The 25,890-nt window shown below is 73.6% G+C and carries 25 protein-coding genes; 12 read left to right on the top strand and 13 right to left on the bottom strand.

The window, feature by feature from the left end; genetic code table 11:
* Positions 1-24 precede the first annotated feature (24 nt).
* Positions 25-192, bottom strand: a complete 168-nt coding sequence (locus ACIPXM_RS25550; RefSeq protein WP_401659554.1) for a hypothetical protein — start codon at positions 190-192, stop codon at positions 25-27.
* 58 nt (positions 193-250) lie between these two features.
* Positions 251-1,384: a glycosyl hydrolase family 18 protein gene (locus ACIPXM_RS25555; RefSeq protein WP_401659557.1), complete on the bottom strand. Its 1,134-nt coding sequence runs from the start codon at positions 1,382-1,384 to the stop codon at positions 251-253.
* A gap of 71 nt (positions 1,385-1,455) precedes the next feature.
* Here ACIPXM_RS25555 and ACIPXM_RS25560 point away from each other — a divergent pair, with 71 nt between their 5' ends.
* Positions 1,456-1,878: a type II toxin-antitoxin system PemK/MazF family toxin gene (locus ACIPXM_RS25560; RefSeq protein ID WP_401659560.1), complete on the top strand. Its 423-nt coding sequence runs from the start codon at positions 1,456-1,458 to the stop codon at positions 1,876-1,878.
* Here the strand turns inward: ACIPXM_RS25560 and ACIPXM_RS25565 are convergent.
* Positions 1,863-2,714 carry a TIGR02452 family protein gene (locus ACIPXM_RS25565; RefSeq protein WP_401659563.1) on the bottom strand — a complete coding sequence of 284 codons (852 nt, stop codon included), beginning with the start codon at positions 2,712-2,714 and terminating at the stop codon, positions 1,863-1,865. The genes ACIPXM_RS25560 and ACIPXM_RS25565 overlap by 16 nt on opposite strands.
* Before the next feature lie 150 nt (positions 2,715-2,864).
* Between ACIPXM_RS25565 and egtA the strand changes: the two genes are divergently transcribed.
* From egtA to egtD, 4 genes are read left to right on the top strand one after another with little or no spacing between them, the layout of a single operon-like run.
* Positions 2,865-4,133, top strand: coding sequence for an ergothioneine biosynthesis glutamate--cysteine ligase EgtA (gene egtA / locus ACIPXM_RS25570; RefSeq protein ID WP_401659565.1), 1,269 nt, complete (start codon positions 2,865-2,867; stop codon positions 4,131-4,133).
* Positions 4,130-5,482, top strand: a complete 1,353-nt coding sequence (gene egtB / locus ACIPXM_RS25575) for an ergothioneine biosynthesis protein EgtB (protein ID WP_401659567.1) — start codon at positions 4,130-4,132, stop codon at positions 5,480-5,482. Before egtA ends, egtB begins: the two co-directional genes overlap by 4 nt.
* Positions 5,482-6,234 carry an ergothioneine biosynthesis protein EgtC gene (gene egtC / locus ACIPXM_RS25580; protein WP_401659570.1) on the top strand — a complete coding sequence of 251 codons (753 nt, stop codon included), beginning with the start codon at positions 5,482-5,484 and terminating at the stop codon, positions 6,232-6,234. The genes egtB and egtC overlap by 1 nt, the downstream gene beginning before the upstream one ends.
* A complete protein-coding gene (gene egtD, locus ACIPXM_RS25585) occupies positions 6,231-7,196 on the top strand; it encodes an L-histidine N(alpha)-methyltransferase (RefSeq protein ID WP_401659573.1) in 966 nt (321 codons plus the stop codon). Before egtC ends, egtD begins: the two co-directional genes overlap by 4 nt.
* Here egtD and ACIPXM_RS25590 read toward each other — a convergent pair.
* The 3 genes from ACIPXM_RS25590 to ACIPXM_RS25600 all read right to left on the bottom strand — a co-directional run bounded on the left by ACIPXM_RS25590 (position 7,091) and on the right by ACIPXM_RS25600 (position 10,419).
* Positions 7,091-8,161, bottom strand: coding sequence for a 1-acyl-sn-glycerol-3-phosphate acyltransferase (locus ACIPXM_RS25590; protein WP_401659576.1), 1,071 nt, complete (start codon positions 8,159-8,161; stop codon positions 7,091-7,093). The genes egtD and ACIPXM_RS25590 overlap by 106 nt on opposite strands.
* Positions 8,158-8,985, bottom strand: coding sequence for a GNAT family N-acetyltransferase (locus ACIPXM_RS25595; protein WP_401659579.1), 828 nt, complete (start codon positions 8,983-8,985; stop codon positions 8,158-8,160). Before ACIPXM_RS25595 ends, ACIPXM_RS25590 begins: the two co-directional genes overlap by 4 nt.
* A gap of 186 nt (positions 8,986-9,171) precedes the next feature.
* Positions 9,172-10,419 carry an extracellular solute-binding protein gene (locus ACIPXM_RS25600; RefSeq protein ID WP_401659581.1) on the bottom strand — a complete coding sequence of 416 codons (1,248 nt, stop codon included), beginning with the start codon at positions 10,417-10,419 and terminating at the stop codon, positions 9,172-9,174.
* 267 nt (positions 10,420-10,686) lie between these two features.
* Here ACIPXM_RS25600 and ACIPXM_RS25605 point away from each other — a divergent pair, with 267 nt between their 5' ends.
* Complete coding sequence (locus ACIPXM_RS25605; protein ID WP_401659584.1) at positions 10,687-10,902, top strand: dodecin; 216 nt, start codon at positions 10,687-10,689, stop codon at positions 10,900-10,902.
* Positions 10,903-10,936: 34 nt separating this feature from the next.
* On the opposite strand, the gene ACIPXM_RS25610 is transcribed toward ACIPXM_RS25605, so the two are convergent.
* A complete protein-coding gene (locus ACIPXM_RS25610) occupies positions 10,937-11,404 on the bottom strand; it encodes a hypothetical protein (RefSeq protein WP_401659587.1) in 468 nt (155 codons plus the stop codon).
* Positions 11,405-11,562: 158 nt separating this feature from the next.
* On the opposite strand from ACIPXM_RS25610, the gene ACIPXM_RS25615 reads away from it, so the two are divergent.
* Together ACIPXM_RS25615 and ACIPXM_RS25620 are read left to right on the top strand one after the other, a co-directional pair.
* Complete coding sequence (locus ACIPXM_RS25615; RefSeq protein ID WP_401659589.1) at positions 11,563-12,624, top strand: LLM class flavin-dependent oxidoreductase; 1,062 nt, start codon at positions 11,563-11,565, stop codon at positions 12,622-12,624.
* 9 nt (positions 12,625-12,633) lie between these two features.
* Complete coding sequence (locus ACIPXM_RS25620) at positions 12,634-15,045, top strand: ATP-binding cassette domain-containing protein (protein WP_401659591.1); 2,412 nt, start codon at positions 12,634-12,636, stop codon at positions 15,043-15,045.
* A gap of 40 nt (positions 15,046-15,085) precedes the next feature.
* Here the strand turns inward: ACIPXM_RS25620 and ACIPXM_RS25625 are convergent, their stop codons facing one another.
* The 3 genes from ACIPXM_RS25625 to ACIPXM_RS25635 are packed head-to-tail and all read right to left on the bottom strand — an operon-like array spanning position 15,086 to position 18,499.
* Positions 15,086-15,835 carry a succinate dehydrogenase/fumarate reductase iron-sulfur subunit gene (locus tag ACIPXM_RS25625; protein ID WP_401659594.1) on the bottom strand — a complete coding sequence of 250 codons (750 nt, stop codon included), beginning with the start codon at positions 15,833-15,835 and terminating at the stop codon, positions 15,086-15,088.
* Positions 15,832-17,775, bottom strand: a complete 1,944-nt coding sequence (locus ACIPXM_RS25630; RefSeq protein ID WP_401659597.1) for a fumarate reductase/succinate dehydrogenase flavoprotein subunit — start codon at positions 17,773-17,775, stop codon at positions 15,832-15,834. The genes ACIPXM_RS25625 and ACIPXM_RS25630 overlap by 4 nt, the downstream gene beginning before the upstream one ends.
* Position 17,776: 1 nt before the next feature.
* On the bottom strand, positions 17,777-18,499 hold the full coding sequence (locus tag ACIPXM_RS25635) for a succinate dehydrogenase (RefSeq protein ID WP_401659600.1): 723 nt from the start codon (positions 18,497-18,499) through the stop codon (positions 17,777-17,779).
* A 95-nt stretch (positions 18,500-18,594) separates the two neighbouring features.
* Here ACIPXM_RS25635 and ACIPXM_RS25640 point away from each other — a divergent pair, with 95 nt between their 5' ends.
* Positions 18,595-19,491 carry a LysR family transcriptional regulator gene (locus ACIPXM_RS25640; protein ID WP_401659603.1) on the top strand — a complete coding sequence of 299 codons (897 nt, stop codon included), beginning with the start codon at positions 18,595-18,597 and terminating at the stop codon, positions 19,489-19,491.
* 35 nt (positions 19,492-19,526) lie between these two features.
* Here ACIPXM_RS25640 and ACIPXM_RS25645 read toward each other — a convergent pair whose 3' ends face one another.
* Together ACIPXM_RS25645 and ACIPXM_RS25650 are read right to left on the bottom strand one after the other, a co-directional pair.
* A complete protein-coding gene (locus ACIPXM_RS25645) occupies positions 19,527-21,704 on the bottom strand; it encodes a putative bifunctional diguanylate cyclase/phosphodiesterase (RefSeq protein ID WP_401659606.1) in 2,178 nt (725 codons plus the stop codon).
* The gene (locus ACIPXM_RS25650; protein ID WP_401659608.1) at positions 21,701-22,519 is read right to left on the bottom strand and encodes an SAM-dependent methyltransferase; all 819 of its coding nucleotides are present in this window, start codon (positions 22,517-22,519) and stop codon (positions 21,701-21,703) included. Before ACIPXM_RS25650 ends, ACIPXM_RS25645 begins: the two co-directional genes overlap by 4 nt.
* A gap of 494 nt (positions 22,520-23,013) precedes the next feature.
* Between ACIPXM_RS25650 and ACIPXM_RS25655 the strand changes: the two genes are divergently transcribed.
* The 3 genes from ACIPXM_RS25655 (at position 23,014) to ACIPXM_RS25665 (ending at position 25,237) form a co-directional block, all read left to right on the top strand.
* Positions 23,014-23,724: a hypothetical protein gene (locus ACIPXM_RS25655; RefSeq protein WP_401659611.1), complete on the top strand. Its 711-nt coding sequence runs from the start codon at positions 23,014-23,016 to the stop codon at positions 23,722-23,724.
* A gap of 24 nt (positions 23,725-23,748) precedes the next feature.
* Positions 23,749-24,513: a hypothetical protein gene (locus tag ACIPXM_RS25660; protein WP_401659614.1), complete on the top strand. Its 765-nt coding sequence runs from the start codon at positions 23,749-23,751 to the stop codon at positions 24,511-24,513.
* A 169-nt stretch (positions 24,514-24,682) separates the two neighbouring features.
* Positions 24,683-25,237 (top strand): hypothetical protein, encoded by a 555-nt coding sequence (locus ACIPXM_RS25665; RefSeq protein ID WP_401659617.1) that lies wholly within the window; start codon positions 24,683-24,685, stop codon positions 25,235-25,237.
* A gap of 123 nt (positions 25,238-25,360) precedes the next feature.
* Here the strand turns inward: ACIPXM_RS25665 and ACIPXM_RS25670 are convergent, their stop codons facing one another.
* Positions 25,361-25,846 (bottom strand): hypothetical protein, encoded by a 486-nt coding sequence (locus ACIPXM_RS25670; RefSeq protein ID WP_401659620.1) that lies wholly within the window; start codon positions 25,844-25,846, stop codon positions 25,361-25,363.
* Between the last annotated feature and the right edge of the window lie 44 nt (positions 25,847-25,890).

Consider the following 25,890-nt stretch of genomic DNA (forward strand, 5'->3'; position numbering starts at 1 on the left):
TCGTGGGGGTCGTCCGGGTCGGGATCAGTTGTGCCCGAACTTCCGTTCCTTGCGGTGGGACGGGACGTCGATCACCGGGCGGGGCGCCTCGGGTGCCGTGGAGCCGCCGGACTCCTTCGGAGCGGTGCGCTCCTGGTACCCATGGCCTCCGGTGCGAGCACCCTTGTTGACCCGGGTCTGTTTCTTGGCCACGATCGTGCCTCCTCTTGGCTCTCGTCCCAGGCTCGCACGGGGGTACGAAAGCTGCATGTCAGGCAGCGGGGGCGGGTGCTCCCCGCGCGAGCACGGGCCACAGGGCCGGGTCCTCCCAGCCGAGCGCCCAGAGCGCGGTACGGGTGACGCCGTGGCGGCGCAGCACGGGCAGCTGGCCGGCGACACCCTGGGCGTCCTGGTACCAGACCTGGCGGTTGCGGCCGCGGTCGTCGGTGTATCCGAAATACGGACTACTGGATACCGGATCCAATCGGTACGGCGCCTTCCGGGCGCGCCGCAAGGTCTCCGCCTCCTGCCAGGTGACGTGGGCGGCCCGCCCCGCGCGCGTGCCGTCGGCGGCGACCGCCCAGTCCCAGCCGTAGGAGGGCAGCGCGAGTTCGATGCGGTCGGCCGGGACCAGCTTGGTGGCGTGGGCGAGCACCTCCTCGTACCAGGCGGTGGAGGAGAGCGGTCCGGGGCCGCCGCTCGCCCAGTGGAGGTTGTAGCCCATGATCCGCAGCAGGTCGACGGCCTTGCCGAGGGCCGGGTAGTCCCAGACCCGGCCGCTGACGCGGGTCTGCGGCGACACGGTGACGACGCAGGTCTTCGCGCGCGCGTGCAGCCGGGCGCAGACGTCGGTGACCAGGGCCGCGTAGCCGTCGCGGACGGCGGCATAGGTCGCGTCGTCGGCGGTGGTGAAGGTCTCGTAGTCGAGGTCGAGGCCGTCGTAGTCGCCCCGGGCGGCGGTGGCGAGCAGCGCGTCGGCGTGGGCGGCCCGCCGGGCGGGGTCGGTGACGACGGCGGCGAGGACGCCCTTGCCGAGGGCTTCGTTGACGGTGGGCACGACCTTGATCCCGGCCCGGTGGAGCCCGTCGACGACGGTCCGGTCCTCAGCGCCGGGGTGGGTGGCGACGGTGGCGTCCGCCTGGGCCTCGTACCAGAACGGGCTGACCGTGTGCAGCTGGTCGGCGTGGCGCAGAGCGTCCTGGTAGGCGACGGCCTGGTCCCAGAACGGGAGCCAGGCGGAGACGGTGCGCCGGGCGGGCGCCGGGTCGGGGACGGCGGCGGGAGCGGCCGGGGCGTCCGGGTCCGGGGCGGCGGGGGCGGCGGTCGCGTGAGCGGCGGTGGCGGTGGCGGTCGGGGCGAGCGGCAGGAGCAGGGCCGCGAGGACGGCGGCGAGGGTGGTGCGCATGGGTCCGAGCCTGCGGATCCGGTGCGCGACACGCCCGGCGTGCTGGGCCGTTCAGACGCTACGGTGCCCGGATGACGATGCCGATGCCGATGAATTCCACGACCGAGATCGACCCGCACGCGATCGGTCCGGTGCGCACCTCGTACGCGCCCGCGCACGACGGCGACCCGGATCCCGGGGAGATCGTGTGGACCTGGGTGCCGTACGAGGAGAACGACGGGCGGGGCAAGGACCGGCCGGTCCTGGTGGTCGCCCGGGAACCGGAGGGCACGCTGCTCGCCGTCCAGCTGTCGAGCAAGCGGCACGACCACGACCGGGAGTGGGTGGCGATCGGCGTCGGGCCGTGGGACGCGGAGCGGCGGGAGTCCTGGGTGGACCTGGACCGGGTGCTGCGGGTGCGGGAGTCGGGGATGCGGCGGGAGGCGTGTGCCCTGGACCGGGCGCGGTTCGACCGGGTGGTGACCCGGCTGGTCGAACGCTACGGCTGGAGCTGAGCCGACTGTTCCTCCTGGCCGAGGACCCGGCGGAAGGCCTCGATGACGGTCCGGCCCGGGGAGCGGTCGAGGATGCCGAAGGCGATCTCGTCGAAGTGGCGGGCGAACCGTCCGTCGCCGGTGAGCAGCCCCTTGAAGGCGCCGGCCACGTCGACGGGGTCGTTCTGGAAGACGCCGCAGCCCCAGGCGCCGAGGACCAGCCTGCGGTAGCCGTGGGCGGCGGCGGTCTCCAGGACCCGCTCGGCGCGGCCGGCGAGGGCCCCGGGGACGCGGTGGGCGAGCTCGGGGGTGCGGCGGCGGATCACCCCGGCGTTGGGCGCGGGCGAGGTGAGGAAGCCGACCAGGACGGGGGCGTCGAGCAGGACGCCCCGGTCGTCGCGGAACACGGGTACCCCGGGCGAGTGAATGACCCGATCGGTGTAGAAGGCGTCCCGTTCGGCCCGGTGGTGCTCGTAGTAGGCGGGGGCGCGCAGCAGGGTGGCGTAGAGCGCGGAGGAGCGGCAGAGCGCCTCCTCCTGGGCCTGGGCGCCGTTCACGTACCCGCCGCCGGGGTTGCGCGCGGAGGCGAAGTTGAGCACGGCGACCGGCGTGCCCGGGTCCTCGCCGAGCATCCGGCGGGCGGCGGCGACGCTGCTCTCGCCGGTGACGGTGAGGCGGCCCGCGCCGTCGGTGCCGGGGGTGACGGGGACCGGGTCGGGGCCGTGCAGCCGGGTTCCGGCCAGTGCGGCGGCGAGGGGCTCCGCGAGGCTCACCGTGCGGCCGTCGGGCGCCGTGTAGCGGCCGTCCGCGACGATCCGCTCGTTCTCGCGGGCCAGGGCCCGCAGTCGGGTGCTCATGTCCAGGAAGCATGATCGCCGCCGGTGGGCGGCGGCAACGCATTTTCCGCCGTGTCCCCGCGCGTTCACGGGCGCGCCGGACGAGGCGCTCTTGCACGCCCGTGCCGGGTGGCTTTAGGTGGAAGCAACGCTTTCCCAGGAGGTGGAGCGATGACGACGCCGTCGTCGGGCGGCATACCCCGGGGTGGCCCTCCTCTGACCGAGGAGCACGCCGAGGACCTGCTGCGATGTATCTGTTTCAAGACCGGCCCGCCGCGTGTGGTGGGTGCCGAGCTGGAATGGCTCGTGCACGATCTGCGTGACCCCCGCCGCCCCGTCCCGCCGTCCCGGCTGGCCGCGGCGATCGACACCGTACGGGCGCTGCCACTGGTGGCGGCCCTCACCTTCGAACCCGGTGGGCAGCTGGAGCTCAGCTCGCCGCCCGCCGCCTCCCTCATGGAGTGCCTGGACTCGCTCGCCGCCGATCTGCGCGCGGTGCGGGCGGCGCTCGCCCCGCTCGGACTCGGCCTCAGCGGCTACGGGGTCGACCCCTGGCACGCGCCACGCGCGCGCGTGCTGCGGGAGCCGAGGTACGACGCCATGGAGCTGGCCCTCGGCCGGACCGGGCCCTCCGGCCGGGCCATGATGTGCGAGTCGGCGTCGGTGCAGATCTGTCTGGACGCCGGTCTCGACGACGACGGGCCGCTCGGCTACCGCAGCCGCTGGCGGCTCGCCCATCTGCTCGGTCCCGTCCTGGTGGCCGCGTTCGCCAACTCCCCGGTGCACGGCGGGCGACGGACCGGCTGGCGGTCGACCCGGCAGGCGCTGTGGACGGACCTCGACCCGCGGCGGGCGCTCGCGCCGCCGCCGGACGGGGAGCCGCGCGCCGAGTGGGCGGCGCACGTCCTGGACACGCCGGTGCTGTGCGTACGGACCCCGGAGGGGCCGTGGGCGGTGCCGGAGCGGCTCACCTTCCGGGAGTGGCTGCGCACCGGTCTGCCGCGTCCGGCGGACGCCGACGATCTGCGCTACCACCTGACCACGCTGTTCCCGCCGGTACGGCCACGGGGGCATCTGGAGCTGCGGATGATCGACCAGCAGCCGGGCCCGGACGGCTGGATGGTGCCGCTCGCGGTCACCACCGCGCTGTTCGAGGACCCGCGGGCGACGGAGGCCGCGCAGCGGGCGGTGGCCCCGCTCGCGGCGCTCGCCGGGGACCGGCCCGCACCGCGCAATCCGCTGTGGATGGCGGCGGCCAGGGACGGGCTGGCCCGTCCGGCGCTGCACACGACGGCGGTGGCGGCGTTCGAGGCGGCCCTGGAGGCGCTGCCGCGGACCGGGGCGACGCCCGAGGTGGTGGCGGCGGTGGCCGCGTTCCACGAACGGTACGTGCTGCCGGGCGGCTGCCCGGCCGACGAACTTCTGGAGGTCGCGTCATGACCGCGCCGGACACCACGGCCGCGCCGGAGTCCACCGACGCTCCCGACGAGGCGGCGCTGCGGCAGCGGGCGACGGCCGCCCTGAGCACCGCCCGGGACCGCACCGCGCTGCTCACCTCCTGCGTGGAGGACGGCGAACTCACCGCGCAGCACTCGCCGTTGATGTCCCCGCTGGTGTGGGACCTGGCGCACATCGGCAACCAGGAGGAGCAGTGGCTGTGGCGGGCCGTGGCGGGCCGTGCCGCGCTGCGCCCCGAGATCGACTCGATGTACGACGCGTTCGAGCATCCGCGGGCCACCCGGCCCACGCTGCCGCTGCTCGCGCCCGCCGAGGCGCGGGCGTACGCGGCGGACGTCCGGGACCGGGTGCTCGGCGTCCTCGACGGGACGCGCCTGGAGGGGCGTCCGCTGGTGGAGTCGGCGTTCGCCTTCGGGATGATCGCCCAGCACGAACAGCAGCACGATGAGACGATGCTGATCACCCATCAGCTCCGTACGGGTCCGGCCGCGCTGTCCGCCCCTCCCCCGCCGGTCGCCGTGGATCCGCCCGTAGCGTCCGAAGTCCTCGTCCCCGGCGGTCCGTTCACGATGGGCACCTCCGACGAGCCGTGGGCGCTGGACAACGAACGCCCGGCGCACACCCGGATCGTGCCGTCGTTCCTGATCGACACGGTCCCGGTGTCCAACGGCGCCTATCTGGCGTTCATGGCCGACGGCGGCTACCGCGACGAGCGCTGGTGGGACCCGGCGGGCTGGGCGCAGATCCGTGAACACGGCATCGAGGCCCCGCTGTTCTGGCGGCGCGAGGGCGGCGGCGAGTGGACGCGCCGCCGGTTCGGGGTGACCGGGGCGGTCGACCCGGACGAGCCGGTGCTGCACGTCAGCTGGTACGAGGCGGACGCCTACGCGCGCTGGGCCGGGCGGCGGCTGCCGACCGAGGAGGAGTGGGAGAAGGCCGCCCGGCACGACCCGGCGGGCGGCCGGTCGCTGCGCTATCCGTGGGGTGACGCCGAGCCGGGGCCCGAGCACGCGAACCTGGGCCAGCGGCACCTGGCGCCCGCGCCGGTCGGCAGCTATCCGGCCGGGGCGTCGCCGCTCGGGGTGCGGCAGTTGATCGGTGACGTGTGGGAGTGGACGGCGAGCGACTTCCTGCCGTACCCGGGCTTCCGGGCGTTCCCGTACAAGGAGTACTCGGAGGTGTTCTTCGGGCCGGAGCACAAGGTGCTGCGGGGCGGGTCCTTCGCGGTGGACCCGGTGGCCTGCCGGGGCACGTTCCGCAACTGGGACCTGCCGGTGCGGCGGCAGATCTTCGCCGGGTTCCGCACCGCCCGGGACGCGGAGCCCGCCTGATGTGCCGTCATCTCGCCTACCTGGGACCACCGGTGGCGATCGGGGAGCTGCTGCTCGAGCCGCCGCACTCCCTGGAGCACCAGTCCTGGGCGCCCCGTACGCAGAGCAGCGGGGTGGTGAACGCCGACGGGTTCGGCGTCGGCTGGTACGCGGCCGGGGATCCGGTGCCGGCCCGCTACCGGCGGGCGGCGCCGATCTGGGGCGACCTGTCGTTCGCCGACCTGGCCCGGGTGGTGCGCACCGGGGCGCTGCTCGCCGCGGTGCGGGGCGCCACCCTGCCGGGGGCGGACGGGGAGGCCGCGGCGGCCCCGTTCGCCGCCGACCGGTGGCTGTTCAGCCACAACGGGGCGGTGCCGGGGTGGCCGGACGCGCTGGTGCCGGTGGCGGCGACGCTGTCGGCGGCGGAGCTGCTCGGTCTGGCGGCGCGCACCGACTCGGCGCTGGTGTGGGCGGTGGTGCTGCACCGGCTGCGGGCCGGGGCGGCGCCGGGGCCCGCGCTCGCCGCCACCGTGCGGGAGGTGGACCGGGCGGCGCCCGGCGCGCGGCTCAATCTGCTGCTCACCGACGGCGCCGTCATCGCCGCCACCACGTGGGGGAACTCGCTGTGGACGCTGACCTGGCCCGGCCGGACGGTCGTGGCCTCGGAACCGTACGACGCCGATCCGCGCTGGACCGAGGTGCCGGACCGCACGGTCCTCACCGCCGACCGCGACGGCGTCACCCTCACCCCGATCGAGGAGCACGCCCCGTGAGCCCGTTCCAGCTGACCCGCACCCTCGCCGAGGACGCCATGGAGGCCGCGCTGCGCGCGGACGTGCGTCACGGCCTCACCCGTACGCCCAAGGAGCTGCCGCCGAAGTGGTTCTACGACGCGCGGGGCAGCGAGCTGTTCGACGAGATCACCCGGCTGCCCGAGTACTACCCGACCCGGGCGGAGCGGGAGATCCTGATCGCCCGGGCCCCGGAGATCGCGGCGGCGACCGGCGCCAGGACCCTGGTGGAGCTGGGTTCGGGCTCCTCGGAGAAGACCCGCCATCTGATCGACGCGCTGCTGCCGGGCCTTGAGGTGTACGTGCCGGTGGACGTGAGCGAGTCGGCGCTGCGCGGGGCGGGCGAGGCGCTGGTCGCGGAGCGGCCGGGGCTGCGGGTGCACGCCCTGCTCTCCGACTTCACCCAGGGCATCGAGCTGCCGGAGACGGCCGGGCCGCGCCTTGTGGCGTTCCTCGGCGGCACCATCGGCAATCTGCTGCCCGCGGAGCGGCGGGAGTTCCTGCGCGGGGTGCGCGGGGTGCTCGCGCCCGGCGACTCGCTGCTGCTCGGCACGGACCTGGTGAAGGTCGAGGCGACGCTGGTGGCCGCCTATGACGACGCCGCCGGGGTGACGGCGGCGTTCAACAAGAACGTGCTGGCCGTCGTCGACCGGGAGCTCGGCGCCGACGCGAACCCGGACGACTTCGACCATGTGGCGCGGTGGGACCGCGAGAACGAGTGGATCGAGATGCGGCTGCGGGCCCGGCAGGCGCTCACGGTGAAGATCCCTGAGCTGGATCTGCTGGTGCCGTTCGAGGCGGGTGAGGAGCTGCGGACGGAGGTGTCGGCGAAGTTCCGTCAGGACGGCGTGCGCGACGAGCTGGCGGACGCGGGCTTCTCGCTCGCGTGCTGGTGGACCGACACGGCGGGACGGTTCGCGCTGTCCCTGGCGGCGGTCGGCTGAGCGGGGATCCCGGGCAGGGCCCTGGCGACGGGTGTCGGCGGGGCCGCCGGGAGCCGGTGGGCCACGGCGGGAACGGTATCCGGAGCGGAAACGGGATCCGGAGCGCGAACGGGAACGGGAACCGGATCCGAAGCGCGAACGGGAGCCGGCGCCGGAGCCAGGGTCAGGGCGACGGCGGCTTCGGCGGCGCGGGCGAGGGTGCGCCGGTCCGGATACTGGATCGCGGATATCGGATCCAATATCCGTATCTCGGCGACCAGTCCCCGCGTCGTCGCGATCCGCCACAGCGACGCCCCGAGCGAGTCCTCGCCGACGAACCCGGCCGGACCGACGGGCCAGTAGTCGATCCGTACCGGCTGGACATCGGATCCACTGTCCACCGCCGCCTGGAAGGACGCCGGACGGAACGCGCCACGGGCCCGGCCGCACCAGGTGGAGCCCTCCGGGAAGACGATCACCCGGCCGCCGGACGCGAGCGCGCCGGTCATCGTCGCCACCGTGGCGGGCAGGCTCCGCAGCCGGTCGCGGTCGATGAAGACGGTCCCGCCGAACGCGGCGAGCGCGCCGAGCAGCGGCCAGCCGCGCACCTCCCGCTTGGCGAGCATCCGGCCCGGCAGCACGGCCGCGATCAGCGGGATGTCCAGCCACGAGATGTGGTCGGCGACCACGAGCAGCGGCCCGGAGGGCGGCACCGGACGGCCGGTGACGCGCAGCCGCACCCCGAAGGCGCGCAGCACGGCCCGGCACCAGAAGCGCACCAGGGTGAGCCGCGCGGCGGCGGGCAGCGGGGCCGTCAGCGGGGCGAGCAGCACCCCGGTCAGGACCGTGGTGAGCCCGGTGACCAGCCGGAACACCCCGGCGGCGGTGCCGGCGCGCGGGGCGTCGGCACCGGGGTGGGCGGCGCACCGGTCCGGGGTGCAGGGCGCCGTGGGCAGCCACGGCGAGGGAGCGGTCGCGGTGCTCACTGGGCCGGGGCGAGCGACAGGAAGTGGCGGAGGTAGCGGGGGTTGGTCCGGCGCAGCGAGAGCAGCACGAACAGGTCGGCGACGCCGAAGTCGGGGTCGTGGGCGGGCGCGCCGCAGACCCAGGCGCCGAGCCGCAGGTAGCCGCGGAGCAGCGGGGGCAGGTCGGCGCGGCCGCCGGCGGCCGGGGCGGCGCCGTCCGGGGTCCACAGCCGGTGCGGGGTGACCCAGTACTCCTCGGGGGCGAGGTTCTTGGCCTTGACCGTCTCCCAGGTGGTGGCGGCGAGGGTGCCGCCGTCGGCCAGCGGGACGGAGCAGCAGCCGGACAGCCAGTTGTGCCCGGTGCGGGTCATGTAGCGGGCGAGCCCGGCCCAGACCAGCGCGATCACGGCGCCGTTGCGGTGCGCGGGGTGCACGCAGGAGCGGCCGACCTCGACCATGTCGTGGCGGATCGGGGCCAGCCGGGCGAGGTCGAACTCGCTCTCCGAGTAGACCCGGCCGGCGATCGCGGCGCGCTCGGGCGGCAGCACCCGGTAGGTGCCGACGACCTCGCCGGTGTCCTCCTGGCGGACCAGGAGGTGGTCGCAGTAGGCGTCGAACTCGTCGCTGTCGAGGCCGGGCTCGGGGCCGTCGAGCCGGGCGCCCATCTCCCCGGCGAACACCAGGTGCCGCAGCCGCTGCGCGGCCCGCACGTCCTCCTGCGTCGTGGCCAGACCCACCACGTAGCGGGGCTCGGGCGCGGTGTCGGGCCGCGGCTGGGCCGGGACGGCGGTGAGCGTCGCCTGAGCGGGTCCGGCGATGGGCTGAGCGACGGGTACGGCGGCCATGACGGGCTCCTCCGACGGTACGAACGGGGACGGTCTGAGCCGGGCCGTGCGAGCGGTGGCCCGGCCCTTTACTAATTCCGTGACCGACTTGATTCGACGTGACCGGACGGGGGCCGATGGGTGTGGGGGTGCTGAATGGTGGGCTGAGCGGCGCGCGGCCGGTACGGCCCGCGCCGCCTGGGCCCGCTACTCGGCGAGCGCGTCGGTGATCTGCTCGGAGGCGTCCTGAGCTGCGCGCTTGGCGTTCTCGCCGGACAGGACGGCCGTCATGTAGGGCTTGATCGGGTTGTCGGCCTCGACGTCGGCCCACTGCGGGGAGTTCGGGGTGGCCCGGCCGCGGGCGGTCGCGGCGGCCATCGTGGCGGTGGCCTCCTGGCCGGAAACCACCGAGGCGAGGGATGCCTTGTTGGGCGCGTAGTTCATGGCGCGGGCCAGTTCGCCCTGCCACTTCTCGCCCGCGAGCGCCTTGACCACGTCGAGCGCGGCGGCCCGCTGGGGGGCGTTCTCCGGGATGATCAGGTCGGAGCCGCCGGTGAAGACGACGCAGGGCTGGCCGGCCTTCTTGCCGGGTATCGGGAAGAAGCCCAGCTTGTCCTTGAGGCCCGGGTTGGCCTTGGTGATGGCGGCGATGGCGCTGGGCGCGGCGATGATCTGGGCGACGTCGCCCTTGGCGAACATCTCGGCCTGCGGCGGGGTCTGCTCGTCGGCGTTCTTGGGGCCCTTGCCGAGGGCCTGGAGGCGCTTGTAGAAGTCCATGCCGCGCAGGGCGGCCGGGCTGTCGAGGGCCCCGGCCCAGGCGCCGCCCTTGTCGACGGCGAGTTCGCCGCCCTCCTCCCAGATGAAGCCGGAGAGGGTGTACCAGTCCTGTCCGGCGAGGTAGATGCCCTGGGTGTCGGAGTCGTTCAGCTTCTCGGTGTCGGCGAGCCAGGCGTCGCGGTTCTTCGCGGGCTTCACCCCGGCCTCGGCGAACAGGTCCTTGTTGTAGATGACGATGCGGCTGGCCGCGTACCAGGGGATGCCGAACTGGGCGCCGTCGATGCTGCCGGGCTGGGCGAGACCGGGCAGCCAGTCCTCGCTGCCGAGGTCGCGGACCGACTCCAGGGTGAGGTCGTAGAGCTTGTCGGTGTCGGCGTACTGCGCGACCTGGGTGTTGCCGACCTCGATGACGTCGGGGCCGCCGCCGCCCTTGATGGCTTCGGTGACCTTCTTTCCGATGCCGGTCCAGTCCTGGATGGTGACGTTCAGTTCGACGCCGTCGTGCTCCTCCTCGTACGCGGCGGTGAAGCGCTGGAGGAAGTCGTCGCTGACGCTGTCGCGCATCAGCCAGATGTTCACCGTGCGGGTCGTGCTCCCGCCGCCGGGGAGGAGTCCGCAGCCCGCCAGGGAGAGGGCGGAGACGACGGCGAGCGGGCAGACGAGACGACGGTTGTTCACGTGGGTCACCTTCAGCGTTCCAGTGCGTGGAGTCCGGTACGGACCAGGCATGGGGTGTCGACCCGACGTGTTGGGGGGGACCTGAGGGGAGGTTCGCGCGGGTATGTGGCCTGGATTCTGGTCTGGACCAAAGCGGATGGTCAAGTCCTCTGCCACGCCCCGCGCGGCGCGGCCACGGACGCGGACGTGTCGCGCGGTCCGCCGCCCTGGGGCACGGTGGAGGGAAACCGAGCACGCCCCGATGACCACCCGAGGAGTCCTGCTCCCATGTCGAACCACACGTATCGCATCACCGAGATCGTCGGCACGTCCCCGGAGGGCGTCGACCAGGCCATCCGCAACGGCGTCGAGCGGGCCGCGCAGACGCTCCGCGGCCTCGACTGGTTCGAGGTGACGGAGGTGCGCGGCCACATCGTGGACGGCGCGATCGAGCACTACCAGGTGGGCCTGAAGGTCGGCTTCCGCCTGGAGGACGGCGACTGAGCGACTGGGCCGCCCCCGGCCCGGTCGGGGCGGATCAGGTCCTGCCGTCCTTCTCCTGCGCGTCCTTCAGCGCCTCGGAGCTCGCCGCCCAGCGGGCCCGCACCACGGTGAAGCCCGCCTCCTCGGCGGCGTCGCAGACCAGTTCGTCGTCGTCGACGAGGAACCGGATCTCCCGGTCCCTGGCCAGCCGTCGCAGCACCTCCAGCTTGGTCTGCCGGGCCGGGCGGAAGTCCCGGTCGCGCCGCATGTGCACCGGGCCCTCGGGCAGGTCGTGCGCGGCGAGCCAGGCGAGGGTGTCACGGCGGCAGCGCTCCGGCCGGCCGGTCAGATACACGACGTCGCAGTCGGTGCCGGACTCCCGGCACAGCTCGACGCCGTCCGCGAGCGGCGGGTCCGCGGGCGCGGCGGCGAAGAATCCGGCCCAGTCGCGGGGCTTGCCCTCCAGGAAGTGCTGCCGGTGGGCGGTGGAGGCGAGCGTGTTGTCGAGGTCGAAGACGGCCACGGGCCTGGATCCGGCCTCGGATGCGGGTACGGATGCGGTCGCGGACGCTGGTACAGGTGCACGTACGGGTTCGGGTCGGGTCACTCCCCCAGCCTAGGCAGCCGGGGCCGGGCGGGAATCCTCGCCGCCCCGGGACGTTGAACCCTGGTGTGAGCCCCATGACGACGAACCCCCTGGCCGGCATCCGATTCTCGGTCCTCGACCGCTCCCGCACCCGGGACGGCGAGGACCCGGGCGTGGCGCTGCGTGCCACGGTCGCGCTGGCCAAGGAGGCGGAGGCCCTGGGCTATCACCGGTTCTGGGTCGCGGAGCACCACAGCGTGCCGGGGGTGGCCGGGTCCGCGCCGACCGTGCTCGCCGCCGCCGTCGCCGCCGCGACCTCGCGGATCCGGGTGGGCACGGGCGGGGTGATGCTGCCCAACCACCAGCCGATGGTGGTGGCCGAGCAGTTCGGCGTCCTGGAGTCGCTGTTCCCGGGCCGGATCGACATGGGGCTCGGCCGGTCCGTCGGCTTCACCGACGGCATCCGGCGGGCGCTCGGCCGGGACAAGGACGACGCGGACCGGTTCGGGGAGCAACTCGACGAGCTGCTCGGCTGGTTCACCGGCGGGCAGACCGCCCATCCGCAGGTGCACGCGCGGCCCGCCGAGGGCCTGCGGGTGCCGCCGTACGTCCTCGCCACCGGCGAGGGCGCGGCCATCGCGGCGAAGGCCGGGCTGCCGCTGGTGATCGGCGATCTGCGCGGCCGGGCGCGGGTCCAGGAGGCGATCGAGGGCTACCGGTCCGCGTTCACGCCCTCCAGCTGGTCCGCCGAGCCGTATGTGATCGTGGCGGGCACCGTGCTGGTCGCCCGCACCGACGCGGAGGCGGCCCGGCTGCTGAAGCCGGAAGCCTGGTCGATGGCGTGGTCGCGGACCCGTGGGGTGTTCCCGCCGCTGCTGCCGCCGGAGGCGATCGAACGGTTCGAGCGGGCCGAGGGGCCCGAGGGGTCCGGGCTCTCGGAGAAGCAGCGCGGGTTCTACGAGGCGGGGCTGCGCGGGCATGTGTACGGGACTCCCGAGCGGGTCGCGGCCGAGCTGGCCCGGGCGGTGACCGGGACCGGCGCCGACGAGGTCCTGGTGACGACCAGCACCCACGACCGGGACGCGCTGCTCCGCTCGTACCGCGAGCTCGCCCGGCTGGCGGGTCTGACCAGCACGAACGTGGTGACCGGCGGGTAGAATCGGCGGATGCGCCACCCCGAGACCCCCGCCCCGCACGCCCGCCCCGGCACCGCGCCGGGCGATCGTCCCGCAGGCGGCGGTCATGATCCGTTCGTCCGGGTCAGGGGCGCCCGGGAGCACAATCTGCGGGGCGTGGACGTGGACATCCCGCGTGACGCGCTCACCGTCTTCACCGGGGTGTCGGGATCCGGCAAGTCGTCGCTCGCGTTCGGGACGGTCTTCGCGGAGGCGCAGCGCCGCTACTTCGAGTCGGTGGCGCCGTACGCCCGGCGGCTGATCCACCAGGTGGGGGCGCCGAAGGTGGCGGAGATCACCGGGCTGCCGCCCGCCGTATCCCTCGAACAGCGCCGGGCCGCGCCGAACGCGCGGTCGTCGGTGGGCACGGTGACCACGCTGTCCAACTCGCTGCGGATGCTGTTCTCCCGCGCGGGCGCCTATCCGCCGGGCGCGGAGCGGCTCGACTCGGACGCCTTCTCCCCCAACACCGCCGCCGGGGCCTGCCCTTCGTGCCACGGACTCGGCCGGGTCCACGACACCAGCGAGGAACTCCTCGTCCCCGACCCGGGGTTGTCGATCCGGGACGGCGCCATCGCGGCCTGGCCGGGCGCCTGGCAGGGCAAGAACCTGCGGGACGTGCTCGACACCCTCGGGCACGACGTGGACCGGCCGTGGCGCGAGCTGCCCGCGAAGGACCGCGAGTGGATCCTGTTCACCGACGAGCAGCCGGTCGTCACGGTCCACCCGGTCCGGGACGCCGGACGCATCCAACGGCCCTACCAGGGCACGTACATGAGCGCCCGGCGCTACGTCCTGCACACCTTCGCCGACTCCAAGAGCGCCACGCTGCGGGCGAAGGCCGAGCGGTTCCTGAGCAGCGCGCCGTGCCCGGTGTGCGGGGGCGGCAGGCTGCGCCCGGAGGCGCTGGCGGTGACGTTCGCGGGCCGGACGATCGCCGAGCTCGCGGGCCTGCCGCTGACCGGGCTCGCCGAGATCCTGACCGGCCACCGGGGCTCGGAGACGGCCCGGGTGCTCACCGAGGACCTGGTGGCGCGCATCGGCACGGTCACCGAACTCGGCCTCGGCTACCTCAGCCTGGACCGGGCGACGCCGACCCTGTCCAACGGCGAACTCCAGCGGCTGCGGCTCGCCACCCAGCTGCGGGCCGGTCTGTTCGGGGTGGTGTACGTGCTCGACGAGCCGTCCGCGGGCCTGCACCCGGCGGACACCGAGGCGCTGCTCGTGGTCCTGGACCGGCTGAAGGCGGCCGGCAACACGGTGTTCGTGGTGGAGCACCACCTGGACGTGGTGCGGCACGCCGACTGGCTGGTGGACGTGGGCCCGCGGGCCGGGGTGCACGGCGGTCTGGTGCTGCACAGCGGCCCGCCGGAGGGCCTCGCCGAGGTCGCCGGATCGGCCACCCGGCGCTTCCTGTTCGACCGGGCGCCGGTGCCGGAGCGCACCCCGCGCACCCCGTCGGGGTGGCTCTCGGTGGGCCCGGTGACCCGGCACAACCTGCGGGGCCTGGAGACCCGGTTCCCGCTCGGCGCGCTCACCGCCGTCACCGGGGTCTCGGGCTCGGGAAAGTCGACCCTGGTCGGCGCGCTGACCGAGCGGGCGGGGCGGGACCCGGCGGTGGCCCGGGTGGTGACGGTGGATCAGAAGCCGATCGGCCGGACCCCGCGCTCCAACCTGGCGACGTACACGGGTCTTTTCGATGTCGTACGGAAGCTGTTCACGGCCACCGAGGAGGCGCGGGCGCGCGGCTACAAGGCGGGCCGGTTCTCCTTCAACGTGCCCGGCGGGCGCTGCGAGACGTGTCAGGGCGAGGGGTTCGTCTCGGTCGAGCTGCTGTTCCTGCCAAGCACCTACGCGCCCTGCCCGGACTGTCACGGTGCCCGCTACAACCCAAAGACCCTTGAGGTCAGGCTGCGCGGTCTGACCATCGCCGAGGTGCTCGACCTGACGGTGGAGGCGGCGACCGCGTTCTTCGCCGACGACCCGACGGCGGCCCGGGTGCTGCGCACCCTCCTGGACGTGGGGCTCGGCTATCTGCGGCTCGGCCAGCCCGCCACCGAGCTGTCGGGCGGCGAGGCGCAGCGCATCAAGCTGGCCGCCGAACTCCAGCGCCCGCGCCGGGCGCACACCCTGTACGTGCTCGACGAGCCGACCACCGGCCTGCACCCGGCCGATGTGGAGGTGCTGATGGAGCAGTTGCACGGGCTGGCCGACGCGGGGCACTCCGTGGTGGTGGTCGAGCACGACATGGACGTGGTGGCGACCGCCGACCGGGTGCTCGACCTCGGCCCGGGCGGCGGCGCGGCGGGCGGCCGGATCGTGGCCGAGGGCACCCCGCGCGAGGTGGCGCGGTCGGCGGGCAGCCGTACCGCGCGCTACCTCGCCGCCCGGCTCGACGGCTGAACCGCCCCGGCCGTCCGCCCCCGGCCGGCCGCCCCAGGCGCTACCGGCGGCCCGCCGTGCGCTGGGCGCGCAGCCATTCCTTGTTCATGGCGGCGATCGACGGCAGCGGGATGCCCTTCGGGCAGGCGGTGGCGCATTCGCCGGTGAGGGTGCAGCCGCCGAAGCCCTCGGCGTCCATCTGGGCGACCATGTCGAGGACGCGGGTCTCGCGCTCGGGGGCGCCCTGCGGGAGGACGCCGAGGTGGTTGATCTTGGCGGAGGTGAAGAGCATCGCGGAGCCGTTGGGGCAGGCCGCGACGCAGGCGCCGCAGCCGATGCACTCGGCGTGCTCGAAGGCGAAGTCGGCGTCGGCCTTGGGGACGGGGGTGGCGTGGGCCTCCGGGGCGGAGCCGGTGGGGACGCTGACGTAGCCACCGGACTGGATGATCCGGTCGAAGGCGGTACGGTCCACCACCAGGTCCTTGACGACCGGGAAGGCCGCCGCCCGCCAGGGCTCGACGTCGATGGTGTCGCCGTCCCGGAAGGAGCGCATGTGGAGCTGGCAGGTGGTGGTGCGCTCGGGGCCGTGGGCGTCGCCGTTGATGACCAGGCTGCAGGCGCCGCAGATGCCCTCGCGGCAGTCGTGGTCGAAGGCGACCGGGTCCTCGCCGCGCAGGATGAGGTCCTCGTTGAGGGTGTCCAGCATCTCCAGGAAGGACATGTCGGGCGAGACGCCGTCCACCTCGTAGGTGGCCATGGTGCCGTCGGCGTCGGCGTTCTTCTGGCGCCAGACGCGCAGGTTGAGCTTCATGCGTAGCTCCGCTGGGTGGGGTGGACGTACTCGAAGGTGAGGGCTTCCTGGTGGAGCACCGGGGCGCCGTCGCCGCCGAACTCCCAGGCGGCGGCGTAGCTGAACTCCTCGTCGCGGCGGGCGGCTTCGCCGTCCGGGGTCTGCGACTCCTCGCGGAAGTGGCCGCCGCAGGACTCGGCGCGGTGCAGCGCGTCGAGGCACATCAGCTCGGCGAGCTCCAGGTAGTCGACGATCCGGTTGGCCTTCTCCAGGGACTGGTTGAACTCCTCGCCCACACCAGGCACCTTGATGCGGCGCCAGAACTCCTCGCGGATCTCGGGGATGCGCTGGAGCGCCTTGCGCAGGCCCTCCTCGGTGCGGGCCATGCCGCAGAACTCCCACATGAGTTCGCCGAGTTCGCGGTGGAAGGAGTCGGGGGTGCGGTCGCCGTCGACGGCGAGGAGGAGGTGGAGGCGGTCCTCGGTCTCGGCGAGGACGTCCCGTACGGCCGGGTGGTCGTCGGTGACGGGCTCGGCGTGCGGGTGGCGGGCCAGGTAGTCGTTGATGGTGGCCGGCAGCACGAAGTAGCCGTCGGCGAGGCCCTGCATGAGGGCGGAGGCGCCGAGCCGGTTGGCCCCGTGGTCGGAGAAGTTGGCCTCGCCGATGGCGAACAGGCCGGGCACGGTGGTCTGGAGGTCGTAGTCGACCCAGAGTCCGCCCATCGTGTAGTGCACGGCGGGGTAGATCCGCATCGGCACCTCGTACGGGTTCTCGGCGGTGATCCGCTCGTACATGTCGAAGAGGTTGCCGTACTTCTCCTCGACCTTGGCGCGGCCCATCCGGCGGATCGCGTCGGCGAAGTCGAGGTAGACGCCCTGGCCGCCGGGGCCGACGCCGCGGCCCTCGTCGCAGACGTTCTTGGCGGCGCGGGAGGCGATGTCCCGGGGGACGAGGTTGCCGAAGGAGGGGTAGATCCGCTCCAGGTAGTAGTCCCGCTCGTGCTCGGGGATCTGGCCGGGCGGCCGGGTGTCGCCGTGCGCCTTGGGGACCCAGATGCGGCCGTCGTTGCGCAGCGACTCGCTCATCAGGGTGAGCTTGGACTGGTGGTCGCCGGTGCGCGGGATGCAGGTGGGGTGGATCTGGGTGAAGCAGGGGTTGGCGAAGTACGCGCCCCGCCGGTGGGCCCGCCACACGGCGGTGGCGTTGGAGTTCATGGCGTTGGTGGACAGGTAGAAGACGTTGCCGTAGCCGCCGGTGGCGAGGACGACGGCGTCGGCGTAGTGGGTGGAGATCTCGCCGGTCACCAGGTCGCGGGCGACGATGCCGCGGGCGCGGCCGTCGACGACGATCAGGTCGAGCATCTCGGTACGGGCGTGCATCTCGACGTTGCCCGCGGCGATCTGCCGCGACAGCGCCTGGTAGGCGCCGAGCAGCAGCTGCTGGCCGGTCTGGCCGCGGGCGTAGAAGGTGCGGGAGACCTGGACGCCGCCGAAGGAGCGGGTGTCGAGCAGCCCGCCGTACTCGCGGGCGAACGGGACGCCCTGGGCGACGCACTGGTCGATGATCTCGACGGAGATCTGGGCGAGGCGGTGCACGTTGGACTCGCGGGCGCGGAAGTCGCCGCCCTTGACGGTGTCGTAGAAGAGGCGGTGCACCGAGTCGCCGTCGTTGCGGTAGTTCTTGGCGGCGTTGATGCCGCCCTGCGCGGCGATGGAGTGGGCCCGGCGCGGCGAGTCCTGGAAGCAGAACTGGACGACCTGGTAGCCCTGTTCGGCGAGCGTCGCACCGGCCGAGCCGCCGGCCAGGCCGGTGCCGACGACGATGATCCGGTGGCCGCGGCGGTTGGCCGGGTTGACCAGCTTGGCCTCGAAGCGGCGGGTGTCCCAGCGGTCCGCGATGGGTCCCGCGGGGGCGGCGGTGTCGGCGAGCGGGGCGCCGAGCACGTAGTCGGTGTCGGTCATGTCAGTTCACCACTCCGGTCATGACGCCGACGGGTACGGCGATGAATCCCGCGGTCAGCGTGACCGCGAGGGCGTCTGCGAGGAACTTCAGGGCGCGCTCGCGCCGGGCGCTGCCGACGCCGAGGGTCTGGGCGGCGCTCCAGAAGCCGTGCCGGACGTGGAGTCCGACGGCGAGCATGGCGACGATGTAGATGACGTTGCCGTACCAGGTGGAGAAGGTGTCGATGACGTTCTGGTAGGGCTTGCCGTCCTCGAAGCCGCCCGCGTGGACGGTGCCGGTGGTCAGGTCGAGGACGTGCCAGACGATGAAGAGGCCGACGATGATCCCGCCCCAGCGCATGGTGCGGGTGGCGTAGGACGCGCGCCTGCGGCGGTGCGCGTACGCGACCGGGCGGGCCCTGATGTCGCGCCTGCTGAGCTGGTACGCGGAGACGGCGTGCAGCACCACGGCCGCGAGCAGCACGATCCGGGCGATCCACAGGCCCCACTGGTGGTGCAGCACGGGCGCACCCATGACGCGCAGCCAGTGGGCGTAGCCGTTGAACTCCTCGGGGCCGAAGAAGACCTTCAGGTTGCCCGCGACATGGGCGACCAGATAGGCGAGCATCAGCAGGCCGCTGACGGCCATCACGGTCTTCTTGCCGATGGTCGACGCCCAGAAGCCGCGCCGGGGCGGGGCGGGTGGTGGTGCGGTCGTCCGTCCGGACTTGGTTGCCAGAGCCATGCAAGCGACGGTAGGGCCGAAGGGCCCGAGTGGTCCAAGACATGGTTCGGCTCATCTCGATAGGTCAGGACTATGAAGCGAGGTAGCCTGGTGTCATGCAGTTCCAGCAGCTCCTGTACTTCGTGGCCGTCGCCGAGACCCGTCACTTCACCCGCGCCGCCGAGCGCGTCCATGTCTCGCAGCCCTCGCTCTCGCAGCAGATCAAGGCCCTGGAGCAGGAGCTGGGCGCGGAGCTCTTCAGCCGGGCCCGCGGCAACATCGCGCTGACCGACGCGGGCGAGGCGCTGCTCCCGCTGGCCCGCCGGATCCTCGCCGACACCGACACCGCGCGGCACGAGGTGCAGGAGCTGGTGCAGCTGAAGCGGGGCCGGGTGCGGCTCGGCGCGACGCCCAGTCTGTGCACCGGGCTGCTGCCGGACGTGCTGCGCGAGTTCCACGCGCTGCACCCGGGGATCCGGCTGCTCATCGAGGAGGGCGGCTCGCACGACCTGGTGCGCGAGCTGGCCCGCGGGGCGCTCGACCTGGCCCTGGTGGTGCTGCCGCTGCCGACCCCGTCGCCCGCGCTGACCACGGTGGAACTGCTGACCGAGGACCTGGTGGTGGTCTCCTCGTCCTCGGCGCCGCCGCCGCGCCGCCCGGTGCGGATCGCGGACCTGCGCGACCAGCCCCTCGTGATGTTCCGGCACGGCTACGACCTGCGGGAGCTGACCGTGGCGGCCTGCCGGGCGGAGGGCTTCGAGCCCTCGTTCACGGTGGAGGGCGGCGAGCTGGACGCGGTGCTCGGTTTCGTACGGGCCGGGCTCGGCCTCGCCGTGGTCCCGGCGATGGTGGCCGCCCGGGCGGGCCGCGATCTGCGGGTCACCGCCCTGGCCCGGCCGGGGCTGCGCCGGACGATCGCGCTCGCGCACCGCAGCGACGTGGCGCCGCCCCGGGCCGCCCGGGAGCTGCAGAAGCTCCTGACGGCCTCCAGGCGGCCCGTCGCCGGGGCCTGAGCCCGAAAGGCCCGGGCCGCCCCGGCCCGGGGCCGCTACACCGCGTCCGCCAGGACCAGTGTGCGGATCCGGTCCGGGGCGCCGGGGCGGGCGTAGTACCAGCCCTGGGCGGTGTCGCAGCCCAGCTCGCGCAGCTGCTGGGCCTGGGCGCCGGTCTCGACGCCCTCGACGGTGACGGCCAGCTCCAGGCTGTGGGCGAGTTGCACGATGCCCTCGACGATCTTGATGTCGACCGGGTCGGCCGGGTGCTGCTGCATGCCCTGGGTGAAGGACCGGTCGAGCTTGAGCACGCTGACCGGCAGCCGCCGCAGGTTGGCCAGGTTGGAGTAGCCGGTGCCGAAGTCGTCGAGGGCGATGTCGACGCCCATCTCGGCGAGCTGGCGCAGCGGCTTCAGCAGGTCGTCGTCGGCGCCGATCAGCGCCGACTCGGTGACCTCCAGGCACAGCGCGCCGGGTTCGAGCCCGGAGCGCTCCAGGACGTCGACGGTCTCGGCGACCAGGCCCGGGTGGTGCAGCTGGGTCGGCGAGAGGTTGACGTTGATCCGCAGCGGTCCGGTGGCGGGGTGCCCGCCGGGCGCCTCGTCCTGCCAGAACCTGGCCTGCCGCACCGCCTCCTGGAGCACCCAGCGGCCGAGCGGCACGATGAGGCCGGTGTTCTCGGCGAGCGGGATGAACCGGTCGGGGCCGAGCACCCCGTGCTGCGGGTGGCACCAGCGGACCAGCGCCTCGGCGCCGTGCACGCTGCCGTCGCCGAGGTGCACGAGCGGCTGGTACTCGATGAAGAACTCGCCGCGCTCCAGGGCGGCGGGCAGCGCGGTGGTGAGCCCGTGCCGGGTGATCGCCCGGGCGTCGGCCTCCTCGTCGGCGTACTCGAAGCGGTTGCCGCCCGCCGACTTGGCCCGGTACATGGTGATGTCGGCGCTGCGCAGCACCTCGGCCGGGGTGCGTTCGCGGGCCGGGCCCTCGACGACGCCGACGGAGCCGCGGACGGTGAGTTCGCGGCCGTCGACCCGGACCGGGGTGGCGAGGGAGGCGAGCATCCGGTCGGCGAGTTCGGCGACCTTGCGCTCGCTGCCGGGTCCGGTGGTGAGGGCGACGAACTCGTCGCCGCCGAGCCGGGCGACCATCTCGCCGGGGGCGGTGACGCAGCTCTGCAGCCGGTCGGCGATCTCCACGAGCAGCCGGTCGCCGGCCGAGTGGCCGAGGCTGTCGTTGATCACCTTGAAGCCGTCGAGGTCGAGGTAGCACAGGCCGAAGCGGTCGTCGCCGGACGGGCCGAGGGTCTTCTCCAGACGCTCGAAGAACAGCGTCCGGTTGGGCAGCCCGGTCAGCGCGTCATGGGTGGCCTCGTAGCGCAGCCGCAGATTGAGCAGCCGCCGCTCGGTGGTGTCCTCCAGGAGGGCCAGCTGGTACTGCGGCGCCCCGGCGGCGTCGCGCAGCAGCGAGACGGTGAGGTTGGTCCACAGGACGGTGCCGTCGGCGCGGTAGTACGGCTTCTCCACCCGGTACGAGTCCCGTTCGCCGCGCACGAGTTCGTCGTACAGGCGCCAGACGTGCGGGCCGTCCTCGGGGTGCACCCACTCGACGATGTTCCGGGTGAGCACGGTCTGTTCGAGGCCGCCGAACATCCGGGTGAGGGTCTCGTTGACCTCGAGCACGTTGCCCGCGAGGTCGGCGACGCCGATGCCGATGGCGGCGCCGTCGAAGACCGCGCGGAAGCGGCTCTCCGTGGCGTGCAGGGCGAGTTCGGCGGCGCTGCGGGCGGAGAGCGCCGAGTGGGCTATGGACTCCTGCTCGCTCAGGGTGCGTTCGCGCAGCGCCTGGGCGAAACCGGCGGCGACGGCGTGCTGGAGCCGGGCGCAGCGGGCCCGCAACTCCTCGGCGGAATGGTCCTGTTCGTCGCCGCAGTAGAGCACCAGATAGGCGTCGACGACGCCGAGGCTGCGGGCCAGGGCGTCCGGGTCGGTGCAGTGCGCGGCGACCAGGGCCTGGCCGACCCGGTGCGCGGGCGCGGTGTCGAAAGGGCGGGCGTGCAGCGCGGCGCACAGCTCGCGGGCGGGCGGCAGCAGGTGCCGCTCGAACTCCTGCCGGGTCATCGACGTGGCGGTGACCGGGTAGACGGCCCGGCTCCAGATGGTCACGAACCGCCTGAGTCTGTCCTCGGGACCGTCGGCGTCGGCCACCGGGGCGGCGGGCTGGGAGGGGACCTTCACGCCTTGCGCCCCACCCCGGCGAACCCGGAGAAGGCGAACGGGTCCTCCTCCTCGTCCGTGTCGGTGCTCTCGGGCCGCCACAGCGGCATGGCGACGACTCCGGGGTCGAGGAGTTCGGTGCCGGTGAAGAAGCGGGCGATCTCGTCGTGGGAGCGCATCACCAGCGGGTTGCGGATGTCGCGGTAGACGCCGACGGTGCCGGCGGCGCGTTCCTGGGAGACCGGGATGCCCTCGTACGAGGCGTGGGTGAGGACCAGCAGGCTGCCGGGGGCGAGCGCGTCGAGGAGTTCGGCGACGGCCTGGTAGGGCTCGTCCGCGTCCTCCAGGAAGTGCAGGACGGCGACGAGCAGCAGGGCCACCGGGCGGTCCAGGTCGAGCAGTTCCGCCGTCTCGGGGCTGTGCAGGATCTCCCGCGGCTTGCGCAGGTCGGCGGCGACCACGGTGGAGCGGGGGTCGCCGTCGAGCACGGCGCGGCTGTGGGCGACGGCGACCGGGTCGTGGTCGACGTACACCACGCGGGCCTCGTCGCTGGCGGCCTGGGCGACCTCGTGGACGTTGCCGAAGGTGGGTATGCCGGAGCCGATGTCGAGGAACTGGGTGACGCCCTGGCCGACGGCGTGCCGGACGGCGCGGCGCATGAAGGCACGGTTCGCCTGCATGATCTTGGGCAGCCCCGGCAGGAAGTCCATCGCCTTGCGGGCCGCTTCCCGGTCCACTTCGAAATTGTGCGAGCCGCCCAGATAGAAGTCGTACATTCGGGACACGCTCGGCACCGAGATATCGATGCCGGGCGGAGCCCAGGCGGGACGCTCCATCAAAGTCTCCAACAAGTCGCCGTGGGGATGCGGCCAGGTGTTCGCGGCCTACGTTCGAGCTGAGGCTACTGATCGCCCGCCGAGAGAGCGAGCAGAAACGGAAATTGGCGATCCGTTCTTGGTCACACGCCATTGGCACGTGCTCGGGGTAAGGAAGAGTTCACGCCTTCAGGCCGTGCAAATTCACGTGCATATGGTCGTGCGGATCCCGCACGGGCCTTACGCCGCAGCCGGAAGGCCCTGACAAGGGCTTCGGCGGCCCCAACGGACGCTGACAACCGGCCAGTTGTCGCACATTGAACCGATCGTGCGGCGACGTCAGCCGATTCACAGTCAATCCCCCGCAACGGTCCGGGCCTTGGCGCGTTGGGCAGCGCGTGACACGACACGCTCGGAGGAAACGTCAAACCAATGCACCCCGAGATCCGCTCCATCCGGGGAATCCGGGGCCGTTCCGGCCCCCGTCCGCCCCTCGGATGCCGAGGCTGCTCGGCGTGTCCCTCCTGCCTCAGAACGGCTCCGCCCGCCCCGGGCCCGCCCGCCGCCGGCCGGCCCGGCGCGCGGCGCGCCTCGTCCGGCCGCTCGCGGCCGCCGCGCTGGTGTGGCTGCTCACCGCGCCCGCCGAACCCGCGACCGCGGACGCCTGCGCCTCGGCGTCGACCGGCCCCGGCGGCGTGAGCGCGGTGGCGGTCGCGGGCCACGGGCACTGCCCGCGGCCCCCGCACCACCACCCTCATCCGCCGCACCCGACGCATCCGCACCCGACCAAGACGCCCGAGCCCACGCCCGAGCCGACCGAGACGTGCAAGCCGACACCGACCCCCACCCCGACCCCGTCGCCGACTCCCACGCCGAAACCGAGCCCGAGCAGGACCCCGGTGCCGACCCAGCCGCCGCCGACGCCCGAGCCCACCAGGCCGCCGCCACCGCCGAAACCCCGGCCGGTGCCCGCGCCCCCGGCGAAGCCCGTACCGGCCCCACCCCGGCCCGTACCGCCACCGCCGCCCGCACCCGAGCCCGAGCCGCCGAACCCGGCTCCGGCGCCCACGGTGCGGCCGCGTCCGGCCACCCCCGTCGCCCTGCCGCACTACCGGCGGGCGACCCGGGTGAAGCCGAAGAGGGCACCCGACGTGCTCTCCACGACCCTGCTGATCACCGCCCCCGCAGTGCTCGCGACCGCGATCCTGCGCCCCCGCTCCCGTTGAGCCCAGGTCTTCCGGAGGAATCCCTTGTCCGAATGGGTAGTGCTCACCCTCGCGATGGCCGCGGCGTGCGCCGTCGTGCTGACCATCGTGGTCATCAACAACCGCCGGGTCCCCGACGACGACGATCCGAACGAGACACCCGACGTCATCGAGTACATGACGATGATGATCGGCGTGGTCTACGCGATCGTCCTCGGCCTCGCCATCGCCGGTGTCTGGGAGGCCCGCAGCGCCGCGCAGGAGACCGTCCGACAGGAGGCGCAGGCGCTGCACGAGGTGTCCGAGCGGGTCGAGGTGTACCCGCTCGCGCCGCGCGAGCGGATCAGGGCCGACGTCGACGCGTACGTCCGGTACGTGGTCCAGGACGAGTTCCCGTACATGTCGGAGCACGGTGAGCTGAGCGAGCGCGGCACCGAGCTGCTGCAGAAGGTGCGGCGCAGCGTCACCGACTACCAGCCCGCCAACGACTTCGAGGGGCAGGCGTACCAGCCGCTGGTGGACCAGGTCGGGGTGGCCGACGACGCCCGCGGCTCCCGGGGGCAGAACGCCGGGGCCACCATGCCGGGGGTGGTGTGGTTCGGCCTGATCATCGGCGCCCTGGTGACGGTGGGCCTGATCTTCACGCTCCAGATCAGGCGCACCGGACGGGAGTTGCTGCTCGCCGGACTGTTCAGCGCGCTGATCGCCTTCCTGCTGTTCCTCATCTGGGACTTCGACTCACCGTTCAGCCGCGGCATCGCGGCCACATCGGCGCCGTTCGTCGATCTGTTCCCGCAGATCAGCGGCTGAGGCCCGACACGGCACTGCGCCGCGCGGGTGACCTTGGTGCCCCATTCGCACGTCTGGGATCGCGGCTGTGATAGTGCGCTCCTAGCGTTTCGGGCAACGAGGGGCATGTCCTGCCTCTGCCGTGGATATCCGGTCCGCGGCTGCTCCTCGGGGACCCGGAGGATCCACCATGCGCGCGATACGTGCCGCTTCCACCGCTCTGCTGGGGGCGGCCGGCCTCGCCCTGGCCGCCCCCTTCGCCGTGCCCGCCGTCGCCGTCGACGGCGCCCCGGCGCCCCGCGCCAAGGCGGTGGGGGACTTCACCGTCTCGCCGTCGACGGTGGCGCCCGGCGGCCGGATCACGCTCAGCGCGCCCGGCTGTTCGAGCACCGCCACCGCGTCGGCGGGCATCTTCGACACCGCCACCATCGCGCCGGGCTCCGCGGTCACCGCCACGGTCGACGCGGACGCCAAGCGCGGCGCGGTCTACACGGTGTCGTTCAACTGCACCGGCGGCGGCCAGGGCACCGTCGACCTGACCATCAGCGGCGGCACCAGCCCGACGCCCACCGCCCGCTCGACGGTCCTGACCACCCCGCGCGGGGTGCAGGGCGGCCTCGGCGGCTCCTTCGACGGGGCCGGCACCTGGACCTTCGCCGCGGGCGGGGCGATGGTGCTCGCCGCGGCGGCCGGGGTGGCCGTGGTGGTCCGCCGCAGGTCGTCGTCCGACGGCCGCCGCCACTGACCCGGCCTGCCCGCTCCCCCGTACCCGGCTCGCGGTACGCCCGTCGCCCCCGGACCCTGCACAGGGTTCGGGGGCGACGGGCGTGACGGGCCGGGGTCGGGCCGGCCGGGCGGTTCCGAGCGGTCAGACCCCGGCGCCGGACGTACGGCGACGGCGGGCGATGAACACGCCACCGCCCAGCGCGGCGGCGGCGACCAGGCTGCCGCCGACCGCCATCTCGGTGGAGCTCGGCGCGAGCGCGCCGCCCAGACCGCCCTGCGCGCCGCGGCCCGGCAGGACCCGGAACGGGTGGGTCACGACGCTGCTGTTGTCGCTGCACTTCACGGCCAGGTTGTACTGGCCGGGGGTGGCGTTGTTGAAGATGCGGGCGATCCCGCTGGACAGCCCGTTGGAGTTCACCGAGAGGCTGGTCTCGGGGAACGCGTTGGACGTGACCGTGCCGCCGTGCCCGCAGCCCTTGGCGGTGATGGTGATGGTCGAACCCGCATGCACGTCGTACGGATTCACGGTGACGTTGGTCGGCCCGTTGGTGGCGGTGGCGAGGGGGGCCGCGAGCCCGAGCGCCGCGAAAGCGGTCGCCGTCACCGCCAGAGTGCGTGCAGCACGCATGGTGGAACCTCCAGTGGAAGACGCCCCAAAGCGGTGCTCCGGGA

Origin of the sequence: Streptomyces sp. NPDC090025 (assembly GCF_044748125.1) — a bacterium.
Lineage (GTDB): Bacteria > Actinomycetota > Actinomycetes > Streptomycetales > Streptomycetaceae > Streptomyces.